Origin of the sequence: Corallococcus sp. 4LFB (assembly GCF_046520365.1) — a bacterium.
In the GTDB taxonomy this organism is placed as follows: domain Bacteria; phylum Myxococcota; class Myxococcia; order Myxococcales; family Myxococcaceae; genus Corallococcus; species Corallococcus caeni.
Window position 1 is genome coordinate 1 of sequence record NZ_JBKGHJ010000285.1, and the last position, 11,094, is coordinate 11,094.

Here is an 11,094-nt window from a genome sequence, read left to right on the forward strand (position 1 = left end):
CCGGGTGCACCAGCCCGCGCGCCGTGCGCAGGCCCCGCACCGCCGTGAAGGCGCCCGTGCCCAGCACGCCCAGGACGAGCGCCAGCGCGAACAGCCGAACCCAATGGACGCGGTACCTCTTCGTGGACACGGTCAGCTCCGGACGGGCCCGCCCCCCGCGCGCGAGCGCTCGACGAGGTTCGTCACGGCGGTTCCCCAGTCGGGGTACTCGAAGGTGAAGCCCGCGTCCAGCAGCCTCCCGGGCACCACGCGGCGGCTCTTGAGCAGCAGCTCCGTGTCCGTGCGCATGAAGAACGCGCCCACCTCCAGCATCCACTTCGCCGCCGGCAGCCCCACGCTCACGTGCGCCGCCTCGCGCAGCTTCGCCATGAACTCCTTCTGGGGCAGGGGATTCGGTGCGGCCAGGTTCACCGGCCCGTCCAGGTCGTCGCGCTCCAGCAGCAGCCGCACCGCGCGCACGAAGTCCTGGCCGTGGATCCACGACACGTACTGCCGGCCGCTCCCCGCCGGGCCGCCCAGCCCCCGGCGCGTCAGGCCCAGGAGCACGTCGAAGATGCCACCCTTGTCCGGGCTCATCACCATCGCCGTGCGCAGCGCCACCTTGCGCGTGTGGGGCGTGTCCGCCTCCGCCAGCGTGCGCTCCCACGCCTGCGCGATGTCGATGCTGCGCTTCCAGTACGCCGGCACGTCCGGCTCGTTGCCGCCGATGATTCCGGTGGCCTCGTCGTTGGGCGCGTCCAGCCGGTGCGCGTACAGCGTCGCGGTGCTCATCTGCAGCCACACGCGCGGCGGCTTCGCGGCCCGCTGGATGGCCTGTCCCACCACCCGCGTGGAGTCCACCCGCGAGTCCATCATCTGGCGCAGGTTCTCCTCCGTGTAGCGGCAGTTCACGCTGCGCCCCGCCAGGTTGATGACCGCGTCGGCGCCGTCCACCTCCCGCGCCCAATCACCCAGCGTGCGTCCATCCCAGGACACCGTGCGCGCCTCGCCCCGGCCTCCCCGGCTGATGAGGACGACGTCATCCCCCCGCGCGAGGAACGCCCGCGCCAGCAGTGCGCCCACCTGTCCCGTGCCACCCGGAATCACGACCTTCATGGATGCAGCCCCCTCGGTCCGTGCGTCACCCGGAGGCATAGCGCGCCCCCTGGCCGCGCCGCCCGGCCCCGGACGACGGGCCCCCGGGCCGTCCTGGTACCGGCGATGAGCCCCGCTTTTCCGGGGATGGGCGAAAAAACCAACCGGCCCGGAGGGAAAATGCAGTGCGTCACGCAACCCGGACCCCGTCCGGACGAAAATGGGTCATCCCCCACCTCGAATTCTGAGGGCCGTCATGATCATCTCGTCCCGCCCGCTCTCCGCGTCCCGCACCTCGACGGCCTCCTCGTCGGCCCCGGCCTCCACGGCCCGCCCTCCGAAGGCGTTCTCCTCGGTGTCCACCTTCGAGGCTGGCGCTCCGGCGAAGAAGGCCCCGACGACGCCCGTGCCCCCGCCGCAGGTGCCGGTGGAGGACGTGCCGCCGACCACGCCGGATCCCCGCTACGACGGGCTGAAGGACCAGGCGCTGATCAACGCGCTGCACGACGCGGTCAGCAAGCACAAGGACCTGGGCTACAACGGCGCGCGGAAGATCATCTTCACCACGCTCGACAACCACGACGGCAAGGTGAAGTGCGTCTACACGGGCAAGGAAGTGGTGACGAACAAGATTCCCAGCAGCAACGTGATGAACACCGAGCACACCTGGCCCCAGTCCAAGGGCGCCACGGGCGCGGCGAAGGCGGACCTGCACCACCTGTTCCCCACCGACAGCAAGGCCAACTCCATCCGGGGCAACTGGCCCTTCGGCACGGTGAAGAACGTGAAGTGGGAGGAGAACGGCGCGAAGTTCGGCACCGACGAGAAGGGCCGCACCGTCTTCGAGCCGCCCGACGAGCACAAGGGCAACGTGGCGCGCGCGCTGTTCTACTTCTCCACCGTCTACAACAAGCACATCCCCGCGGACGACGAGGCGGTGCTCAAGCAGTGGAACACGCTGGACAAGGTGGACGCGGCGGAAGTGAAGCGCAACGACGTCATCGAGACCTACCAGCAGAACCGCAATCCCTTCGTGGACGACGCGTCGCTGGCCGACCGCATCGCGGACTTCTAGAGTCCCGAGGCATGTCCTCTCCCCTCGCGCCCTTGTGGGCGCTCGTCCCTGGCCGTACCGGTGTCCCCCTGATGAAGGTGGGGGGCACGCCCGAGGCGCCGGGACCCCTGGAGTGGCCCGCTTGCGCCATGTGCGGCGGGCCGCAGCGCTTCCTCTTCCAGCTGCCGCACGTCGAGGGACGGCTGGACCTGGCGCCGCACGCGTCGGTCCACGTCTTCCAGTGCGAGAACCCCGACACGGCCTGCTTCCGCTGGGACCCGGAGGAGGGCGCCAATGCGGCGGTGCCGGTGAAGGCGGGCACGCCGTCCGTGAGCGCGCCGCCGGGGCCGGTGAAGCCGTACGCGGAATGGACGCTCGGCTTCGAGCCCGCCACCGAGGACACCGAGGCCCTGTCGGTGGACGTCAACGAGGCCACCGAGGAGCAGCTCAGGGCGCTGGACCGCGCGCAGGAGGAGGCGCCGGAGAGCAAGGTGGGCGGCGTGCCCGGCTGGCTCAACGGCGAGGCGACGCCGGAGTGCTGTGACGCGCCCATGCGCTTCGTCGCGCAGCTGGCCGCGATGCCCTTCGGCCTGGACTTCGGCGACAACGGCCGGGGCTACCTCTTCCGGTGCACCCGCGAGGACTGCGTGAGGCCCTTCCGCTTCCTCACCCAGGGCGCCTGAAGCAGCCCTAACGCTGCATGGCCTTGAGCAGCTTCTGGGCGTCCTCCGCGCTGAGCTTGCCGGCTTCCACCAGGTCCAGCACGCGGCGCATCTCGTCGTCGGGGATGCCCCGGGACTGCGGGGGCGGGGGCGGCGCGGGGGGCTGCGGGCGTTGGTGCGGGGCGCCGTGATGGGACCAGGACGGCGCGCCCCACGAGTTCGCCCACGCGTGGGCCCACTGGTTCGCGTGGCGCTCCGCGCGCGCTGCCAGCGCTCCGCCTGACGCTGCCAGCGCAGCGAGTCCTCCTCCCAGCACTCGGCCTCCTCCTGGCGCGAGCGGCCCGACTCGCGCACGCGCACCGAGCCCAGCTCCGTCTCCAAGAGGAGCGTCGTGGCCGCCTGGGGGTTGGACGGGTAGCGCGTCTGCGTGGAGCCCAGCGACGTATGGGCGGAGATGTTCAGGTCCAGCCCGGACACCAGGCGCAGCTCCACCGCGCCCACCTGCGTCCCGATGCGGTGCTCGCCCACGTCCAGCGCGTCCACGTCCAGCTTCACCGCGCCCGCGGCGGCGTGGACGTGGAAGGTGCCGCCCACGCGCTCTCCGATGATGCGGCCCGCGCCCGTGCGCAGGGCCAGCTTGCCGTGCACGTCGCGCAGGCTCGCCGTGCCCGCGTCGGTGTTCAGCTCCAGCTCACAGTCCTTCAACCCCGCGATGCGAACGGCGCCCGCGTCCAGCTGGAGCTTCGCCTTCACGTCCGGCGGCACGAACAGCTCCGCCTGCCCGCCCTGGCGCCAGAACAGCGACAGGAAGCCCGCCTCGCGCGGCATCAGCTCCACCTTCGTCACCCGGCCGTGCTCCTGGATGCGCGCCTCCACCCGGCCGTGCGTCACCAGGTAGGGCTTCTCGCCCTCCGGCAGCGGCGAAACGACGAGCATGGCGGCGTGCGCGTGCAGCTCCAGCTCCGCGTGCTGTCCCCACGGAATCGCGTGGCGCTGGGAGCCGTCGCGCGAGGACGGCGAGGCGTCGGAGGACGGCGTGGCTTCAGGGTCCATCATGGTGGTTACTCCCGTGCCTTCTTGAGACGTTGAGCGGCCTCGTCCGCGTCGATGAGCCCGGCCGCGAGGTCATCGAGGATCTGCGCCCGGCGCGGGGAGCCGCGCTCGCGGGGAGGAGGAGGCGCGGGCGGCGGTGGGGCCGCTCCGGGCGCCTGGCCCAGGGCCTCCACCACGTCGTCCAGCCGCGACACCACCGTCGGATAGGAGAGGCCCAGGGCCTGCTCCACGTCCTTGATCTTCCCCCGGCACGCGATGAACACGCGCACGAACGCGAGCTGCTCCGGCGACAGCTGCTGCACCCAGCCCGTCGTGAAGCGCCCCTCCACCGCGGACGCGCACCCGTCGCAGCGGACCCGTTCGATGACGGTGCCGCCTCCACAGACGGGGCAGCGGGTGGGCAGGGGCCAGGTGGGCTTGGGAGTCGTCATGGGATTCAGAAAATCAATTTCGGGTTTGAGAATATTGATTTTTACGGGCTTGGCAAGGGCGGGAGTTCATTTCCTGGAAAGACGGCCACTTCGGAGCCGGTGGCCACGAAGGCGGAGTGGGGCGAGCCCTGGAGGCACCCGGCGAAGGCGGGGCCGTAGAAGCGGGCGATGTCGCAGTCGAAGGCGGTCTCCTGGGCGCGCCAGACGCTCCAGCGCGGGTGCTCCACGCGGTACTCGGCGCAGCCGCCGTCGCGCTGGGCGGTGTAGCCCAGTAGTGCTCGGTGATGAACTCCTCCTGGGAGCCGGGCTCGCTCTGGGCCGGTGCGCCGAGCGTCCGGGCCGACAGCTGGTGCCAGCGGCCGTGGGACTTCCAGGCGTACTCGACGTGGCCGGGCGCGCCGGTGTCCGCGCCGTCCATGGTGACGGCGTGGCGCATGGGGCAGGCGACGTAGGGCTCGTTGTAGAGGACGCGCGCCACGGTGGCGATGGCGAGCCGGGGGACGACTTCGCGCACGAACACCACGCCGCGCCGCCAGCCCTCGGGGCCCAGGCGGCGCACGTAGAAGCGCAGGTTCACCTCATCGAAGTCCCGGTGGAACGGCACCGCGAGTCCCCGCACGCGCGTGTCGAGGAAGCGGAAGCCGACCATGCTCGCGAACGTGCGGCCCTGCCACGCGTCAAGCTCCGTGCCCCGGGGGACGAGGGGCCGCAGCACCGCCGGATCCACCTCGTAGTTGAGCATCAGCAGGTACCGCCACGTCGCCGTCAGGAAGGGGCGCATGCGCGAGGTTTAGCGCGCACGCGGCGTCCGGGCCCAGGGCGGGCCCCGTGCGCGGCTTCTGTCGCGCAGAAGCGCGGGCGGCCTTCAGGAGACGGCGGGCTGCGGCTTCCGGGAGGCGAGCCTGCGCTCCAGCCGCTCGCGCAACCTCAGCATGGGCCGCTCGACCCCGTGGTGCAGCGCGAGCGAGGCGAGCAGCACCGCCACGACGCCGCCCAGCACCGTGACGGCGTGGAACGCGTCCATGCCGTGGGGCTCCAGCGCGTCACGCACCCCGTGCTGCACGGCCTTGTGCGTGAGGTAGACGGTGAAGCTCAGGACCGCGAAGGTCTTCACGCCCGGGATGCGGGCGCAGACGCGCGAGGCCGTGGGGCCCGCCAGCGCCATCAGCAGCGCCGCGAAGCCCAGCGAGACCAGGGGGAACGCCACCACGGTATAGAGGAGGTCGCGGTAGTGCTCCTCGTTGAGGAAGAGCACGCCGCCCAGGCACGCGAGGCCCACGAAGGCCATCCCTCCGGCGCGAGCCCCCCGCGTCCAGCGCTCCCAGGCCGCGGGCCGGAACACGCGCAGGGCCGCGAGCAGCACGCCGCACGTCAGCCCGTCGAGCCGCGCGTACGTCGGGTAGTAGAGCAGCCTGTCGTAGTCGCGCCACCCGGGCTCCCCCGGCCCGAGCGTGGAGAAGTGCTGCATCCACAGCCCGCCGCGCAGCAGCATGCCCCCGAGCATCACGGCCGCCGCGAGGGCGAGGAGGGACGGCGCGCGCAGGCGTCCGCGCAGCGCGAGCACGGTGAGCGGCAGCACCAGGTAGAAGTGCTCCTCCACGCACAGCGACCACGCGTGGGAGAAGCCGTTGATGCTCAGTCCGAAGTTCTGCGTGAACGTGAGGAAGCGCCACGCGGGCGTCACCACGGGCATCTCGGGCCAGGCGGGCACGAAGAGGTACAGGGCCAGCACGACGAGGAAGGACGGCAGGATGCGCAGCGAGCGCCGCAGGTAGAAGCGCTGGAGCGACGGCGTCTCACCGCGCGACACCGGCTCCAGGAGCTGCGAGCCGATGAGGAAGCCGCTGAGCACGAAGAACAGCTCCACGCCCGTCCAGCCGAAGTTGGCGAACACGTGGTAGGCCCCGTAGCCCTCGGGGCGCGGGTAGTGGAAGACGACGACGACGAGGATGGCCAGGCACCGGAGCAGGTCCAGGCCGGCGAGGTGACGCGGTTCGGTGGCGTTCAGCGGAGTCGGCTTTCAGCGGGGGCAGGCGCCCGATGCTAGCAGGGCGCGTCCGTGCCGCCAGGGCCGCGCCGCTCAGCGCCTCCGCACGGCCCGGAACACCGTGCGCACCGACTGCGCGTCGGGCCAGAAGCCCCGGCCGGCGTACTTGAGCAGGCGCTCGGCGGTGATGCGCGGGCGGACCATGTGGACCACCCGGACCCGCTGGCCAAGGAGGTCCGCCCAGGCGTGGGGGCCCGCGTGCAGCAGGCGGCCGTCCAGGAGGAACTGGCAGATGCTCAGGTCCGTGAAGGCCAGCTGCTGGCCCACGGCGTCGCCGCCCCCGGTGAAGAGGGCCGGGATGTGCACGAGCTGGAGCAGGTCTCCTTCCGGCGAGTGCAGCTCCAGCGCGTACATCTCCCGGCGTCCGGGAAGCGCCGCAGCCGCAGCCGCTCCTGGAGCGCGGCCTCCTCCGTGGGCGTGGCCTCCTTGCAGGGCGCGTGGTCGTCGCGGCCCTGGACGCGGTCCCTCAGCCAGGGGCCCCACGCCGTGGCCACGTGCCTGCGGCAGGGCGTGTAGCCGGTGGACAGCATGTGCCTCGCGGTCCGCTCCAGCGCCTGGAACGAAGCGCAGAACAGGTCGTAGTCGCCGCCGGGGCGCGTGTCGTGGGTGAGCCAGCGCAGGAGGCGGCCTCCCAGCAGCCACGTGTCCTCGCTCAGCAGGTGGACGTGGGGCAGCTCCGGCAGGGCGAGGAGGCGCTGGACGTCGCGGAACGGCACCGGCGGCCGGTGCGCCAGGGCCTCCGCGCCGTCGCCCGGGGCCGCGCCCAGCAGCGCGCGCAGGGACGCGTGCTGGGCCTGCGTGAAATGTCGTGCCATGGGGCGGCTAACCGTTCCTTCCGGTGAGCAGCGCGCGCAGCCGTTCGGCCAGCGCGTCCACGTGGGGCGGACGGATGAGGGTGAAGTGGTCGCCGGGCACGGTGTGCACCGTCAGGCCTCCGTGCACGAGCGTTCCCCATCCCAGGTCCGGAGGGGCTTCGGGCCCTTCCGCCGCGCGCAGCAGCACGAGGCTTCCGTCATACGGCCCGGGGACGTAGGCCCGCGACGCGGCCTGGTTCCCACCGAAGCGGTGCCACAGCTCGCGCAGCTCGTCGCACGCCGCTTCCTCCAGGCCCAGGTCCACGCCGGGCGTCTGCTCCAGCACCTGGCGCAGCTCCACGGGGTCCACCAGCCCCAGCACCTCCGCGGCCCGGGGATGCACGTCCGCGAGCCTCGTGAGGTGATCCGCGAACTCCAGCACGCGCTGGCCCACGGCCTCGTCCGGCGTGAGGGCCTGTGCGGGAGCGGGCTCCTCGCCCATCGCGTCGATGACGACGAGCAGCTCCACCGTCTCGCCTTCCAGGCGAAGCTGCCGCGCCATCTCGTATGCCACGCGTCCGCCCATGGACCAGCCGCCCAGGCGGTAGGGGCCCGTGGGCTGCACGCTTCGCACGGCGTGCAGGTAGTGCGTGGCCATGGCCTCCACCGTCGGGCCGGCGCCGTCCCTCGGCACCTGGAGGCCGTAGAAGGGCTGGTCCTCGTCCATGCGCCGGGAAAGCTCCAGGTAGCCCAGCACGCTGCCGCCCACCGGGTGCACGCAGAAGAAGGGCGTCCGGGCGCCTCCCTTGCGCAGCACCACCAACGGTGAATCCGAACTCGTGCCCGCGTCGATGCGCGCGGCCAACCCCTCCAGGGTCGGCGCCTCGAAGAGGTCGATGACCGCGAGCCTCGCGTCGAACAGTGCGCCCGCCCGCGCCACCACCTGCGTGGCGAGCAGCGAGTGGCCGCCCAGGTCGAAGAAGCTGTCGTGCACGCCCACGCGGGGCACGCCCAGCAGCTCCTGCCAGAGCGCCGCCAGCCGCTGCTCGGTGGGCGTGCGCGGCGCGACGTGGCCCGTGTCCTCACCCGAGCGCGACGGCTCCGGCAGGGCCTTGCGGTCCACCTTGCCGTTGGACGTGCGCGGCAGGGCGCCCAGCACCACGAAGGCCGAGGGCACCATGTAGTCCGGCAGCAGCTTCGCCAGGTGTCCGCGCAGCGCGGCCTCGTCCAGCGCCTGCTCGGACCTGCCCACCGCGTAGGCGATGAGCTGGCGGCCCTGGGCGGCGTCGTCGCGGGCCACCACCACGCACTCGCTGACGGCGGGATGGCGCGCGAGCACGGCGTCGATTTCGCCCAGCTCCACGCGGTAGCCGCGGAGCTTGAGCTGGTGGTCCACGCGGCCCAGGAACTCGATGCGGCCGTCGTGCAGCCACCGCACGCGGTCTCCCGTCCGGTACAGCCGGGCGCCCGGTTCCGCGCCGAAGCGGTCCGGCACGAAGCGCTCCGCCGTCAGGTCCGGACGGCCCTGGTAGCCGCGGCCCACCGTCGCGCCGCCGATGAACAGCTCGCCCGGGACGCCCGTGGGCACCGGCTGCCCGTACGCATCCAGCACGTACACGCGCACGTTGCCCAGCGGCCGGCCCAGCGGCACCGACCGCGTGCCCTGCGTCCTCGCGCCGCGCTCCACCCGCTGCGCGAGCACGCCCACCGTCGTCTCCGTGGGGCCGTAGTGGTTGAACACCTCGCAGTCCGGTGACAGCGCGTGGACCCGCTCCACCAGCGCCCACGACACCGTGTCTCCGCCCAGCACCAGCCGCCGGCCCGGCAGCAGGTCCGCCGCGTCCTGGCCCGCGAGCAGCGCCTCCAGGTGCGTGGGGACGATCTTCAGTCCCTGGACTTCATGCGTCCGGCCGTACGCCGCGAGCTTCCCCGCGTCCGACGCCATGTCCCGGTCCACCAGGTGCACCGCGCCGCCCCTGCACAGCGTGGGGAACACCGCCGTGTGGCCCAGGTCCGCGGCCAGCGTGGACACCGTCGCGAAGGACATCCCTTCGGGCAGCGCCAGCCGGTCGCTGACGCCCGCCACGTAGCCCGCGAGCTGGCGGTGCTCGATGACCACGCCCTTGGGTTGGCCGGTGCTGCCCGACGTGTAGATGACGTAGGCCGCGTGCCCCGGCAGGACGCCGGTGACGGGCGCTTCCTCCGGCTGTGCGTCCAGCAGTCCGTCGTCCGCGTCCAGGCTCACCAGCAGCTCGCCCTGTGAGGGCAGCTCGTCCGCCAGGGCCTCGTCGGTGACGATGACCTGCACGCCCGCGCCCTTCAGCACCTGGCGCATCCGCTCCGGCGCACTGGCCGCCCCGGGGTCGAGCGGCACGTAGGCGCCGCCCGCCTTGAGGATGCCGAGGAGCCCCACGAGCGCATGGGCCCGCCGCTCCACGAACAGGCCCACGCGCGTCTCCGGCGCGACGCCGTACTGCTGGAGCAGGTGCGCGAGCTGGTTCGCCCGCCGCTCCAGCGCCGCGTACGTGAGCGTTCCCTCCGGCGCCACCACCGCCAGCGCCTCCGGCGTCCGCGCCGCCTGCTCCGCGATGAGCGCGTGGATGCAGCGCTCCGCGTACGGGAGCGCGGTGTCGTTGAACGTCCCCAGCAGCCGCTGCCGCTCCGCTGGCGGCAGCATCGGGAAGTCCGACAGGCGCAGGGCTCCCTCGTGGGAGACGATGCTCGCGAGTACGGCGTTGAAGCGGTCCGCCATGTGTTCGACCGTGGCCTTGTCGAAGAGGTCGCGGTCGTACATCCAGGCGCACACCAGCCCTTCCGGCGTGGGCGTCATGGACACCGTCAGGTCCAGCTTCGCGGCGGCGGTGTTCGTGGCGTCCACGCTCAGGGTCAGGCCCGGCAGCTCCAGCGCCGTGTGCGGCGTGTTCTGGAGGATGAGCTTCACCTGGAACAGCGGCGCGTGCGCGCGGCTGCGCTCCGGGTTCACGGCGCGCACCACCTCCTCGAAGGGGAGGGCTTGGTGCTCGTAGGCCTCCAGGGACACGCGCCGCGCCTGCTCCAGCAGCTCCACGAAGGTGGGGTTGCCGTCCATGCGCAGCCGCACCACGAGCTGGTTGATGAAGAAGCCGATGAGTCCTTCGGTCTCCGCGGTGTCGCGGTTGGCCACGTCGGTCCCCACGACCACGTCCGTCTGTCCGCTGTAGCGGTGCAGGAGGCACTGGAAGGCCGCCATCAGCGCCATGAACAGCGTGGCCTTGCGGTCCACGGCCAGCCGCTCCAGGCCCTTCAACAGTGCGGGCTCCGTCGTCCTCGCCACGATGCCGCCCCGGTGGGCGCGCACGGCGGGACGGGGACGGTCCAGCGGCAGCTCCAGCACCGCGGGGGCTCCCGCCAGCTGGTGGCGCCAGTAATCGAGTTGCTTCTCCAGCAGGTCGCCATGCAACCACTGGCGCTGCCAGACCGCGTAGTCCGCGTACTGGATGGCCAGGGGCGGCAGCGGGGAGGGACGGCCCTGCCGGTGTGCGACGTAGAGCGCGCTCACCTCCCGCACCAGCACGTCCATGGACCAGCCGTCGGACGCGATGTGGTGCATGGTCATCAGCACGCGGTGGGAGGTTTCGCTCAGGCGCAGGAGCCGGGCGCGCAGCATCGGGCCCTTCCCCAGGTCGAAGGGCCTCAGGGCCTCTTCCACCTCCAGGCGGTGGGCCTCCGCCTCGCGTGCGTCCTGGGGCAGGGCGCTCAGGTCCACCTGTTCGAGCGGCAGCGTGAGCGCGGGCAGGATGACCTGCGACGGTCCCTCCGGGCCGTCCTGGAAGACGGTGCGCAGGGATTCATGGCGGCGCACCACTTCCTGGAAGCAGTGCTCCAGCGCGCCCACGTCCAGGGTGCCCTCCACGCGCAGGGCGACGGGGACGTTGAACGTGGAGGTGCCCGGCTCCAGCTGGTCCAGGAACCACAGCCGCTGCTGCGCGAACGACAGCGG

General features: G+C 72.3%; 11 protein-coding genes. 3 read left to right on the top strand and 8 right to left on the bottom strand.

Translation table 11 applies throughout. The annotated features are described in order from the left end of the window. Nucleotides 1-132: 132 nt before the first annotated feature. Nucleotides 133-1,095 (bottom strand): TIGR01777 family oxidoreductase, encoded by a 963-nt coding sequence (locus ACLEQD_RS26560; RefSeq protein ID WP_410387756.1) that lies wholly within the window; start codon nucleotides 1,093-1,095, stop codon nucleotides 133-135. Between the two features lie 235 nt (nucleotides 1,096-1,330). Here ACLEQD_RS26560 and ACLEQD_RS26565 point away from each other — a divergent pair, with 235 nt between their 5' ends. Continuing rightward, nucleotides 1,331-2,149, top strand: coding sequence for an endonuclease I family protein (locus tag ACLEQD_RS26565; protein WP_410387757.1), 819 nt, complete (start codon nucleotides 1,331-1,333; stop codon nucleotides 2,147-2,149). Nucleotides 2,150-2,160: 11 nt separating this feature from the next. Beyond that, nucleotides 2,161-2,811, top strand: a complete 651-nt coding sequence (locus ACLEQD_RS26570) for a hypothetical protein (RefSeq protein ID WP_410387758.1) — start codon at nucleotides 2,161-2,163, stop codon at nucleotides 2,809-2,811. 7 nt (nucleotides 2,812-2,818) lie between these two features. Here ACLEQD_RS26570 and ACLEQD_RS26575 read toward each other — a convergent pair whose 3' ends face one another. Continuing rightward, entirely contained in the window at nucleotides 2,819-3,106 is a 288-nt protein-coding gene (locus ACLEQD_RS26575; RefSeq protein ID WP_410387759.1) for an SHOCT-like domain-containing protein, read from the bottom strand. A gap of 111 nt (nucleotides 3,107-3,217) precedes the next feature. Here ACLEQD_RS26575 and ACLEQD_RS26580 point away from each other — a divergent pair, with 111 nt between their 5' ends. Continuing rightward, on the top strand, nucleotides 3,218-3,688 hold the full coding sequence (locus tag ACLEQD_RS26580; protein WP_410387760.1) for a hypothetical protein: 471 nt from the start codon (nucleotides 3,218-3,220) through the stop codon (nucleotides 3,686-3,688). 163 nt (nucleotides 3,689-3,851) lie between these two features. Here the strand turns inward: ACLEQD_RS26580 and ACLEQD_RS26585 are convergent, their stop codons facing one another. From ACLEQD_RS26585 to ACLEQD_RS26610, 6 genes are all read right to left on the bottom strand, one after another. After that, the gene (locus ACLEQD_RS26585) at nucleotides 3,852-4,274 is read right to left on the bottom strand and encodes a DUF2089 domain-containing protein (RefSeq protein WP_410387761.1); all 423 of its coding nucleotides are present in this window, start codon (nucleotides 4,272-4,274) and stop codon (nucleotides 3,852-3,854) included. A gap of 13 nt (nucleotides 4,275-4,287) precedes the next feature. Then, nucleotides 4,288-5,055 (bottom strand): YqjF family protein, encoded by a 768-nt coding sequence (locus ACLEQD_RS26590; RefSeq protein ID WP_410387762.1) that lies wholly within the window; start codon nucleotides 5,053-5,055, stop codon nucleotides 4,288-4,290. An 84-nt stretch (nucleotides 5,056-5,139) separates the two neighbouring features. After that, entirely contained in the window at nucleotides 5,140-6,282 is a 1,143-nt protein-coding gene (locus tag ACLEQD_RS26595; protein WP_410387766.1) for an acyltransferase family protein, read from the bottom strand. A 72-nt stretch (nucleotides 6,283-6,354) separates the two neighbouring features. After that, nucleotides 6,355-6,588, bottom strand: a complete 234-nt coding sequence (locus ACLEQD_RS26600; RefSeq protein ID WP_410387763.1) for a hypothetical protein — start codon at nucleotides 6,586-6,588, stop codon at nucleotides 6,355-6,357. Then, nucleotides 6,558-7,136, bottom strand: a complete 579-nt coding sequence (locus ACLEQD_RS26605; RefSeq protein ID WP_410387764.1) for a hypothetical protein — start codon at nucleotides 7,134-7,136, stop codon at nucleotides 6,558-6,560. The genes ACLEQD_RS26600 and ACLEQD_RS26605 overlap by 31 nt, the downstream gene beginning before the upstream one ends. Before the next feature lie 7 nt (nucleotides 7,137-7,143). Next, nucleotides 7,144-11,094: amino acid adenylation domain-containing protein (locus ACLEQD_RS26610; protein WP_410387765.1), on the bottom strand; the 3,951-nt coding region annotated here is incomplete at its 5' end.

What these genes read in the sequence shown, in the direction of transcription:
- ACLEQD_RS26560 (WP_410387756.1), bottom strand. Translation starts at nt 1,095, where the DNA reads ATGAAGGTCGTGATTCCGGGTGGCACGGGACAGGTGGGCGCACTGCTG.
- ACLEQD_RS26565 (WP_410387757.1), top strand. Translation starts at nt 1,331, where the DNA reads ATGATCATCTCGTCCCGCCCGCTCTCCGCGTCCCGCACCTCGACGGCC.
- ACLEQD_RS26570 (WP_410387758.1), top strand. Translation starts at nt 2,161, where the DNA reads ATGTCCTCTCCCCTCGCGCCCTTGTGGGCGCTCGTCCCTGGCCGTACC.
- ACLEQD_RS26585 (WP_410387761.1), bottom strand. Translation starts at nt 4,274, where the DNA reads ATGACGACTCCCAAGCCCACCTGGCCCCTGCCCACCCGCTGCCCCGTC.
- ACLEQD_RS26590 (WP_410387762.1), bottom strand. Translation starts at nt 5,055, where the DNA reads ATGCGCCCCTTCCTGACGGCGACGTGGCGGTACCTGCTGATGCTCAAC.
- ACLEQD_RS26605 (WP_410387764.1), bottom strand. Translation starts at nt 7,136, where the DNA reads ATGGCACGACATTTCACGCAGGCCCAGCACGCGTCCCTGCGCGCGCTG.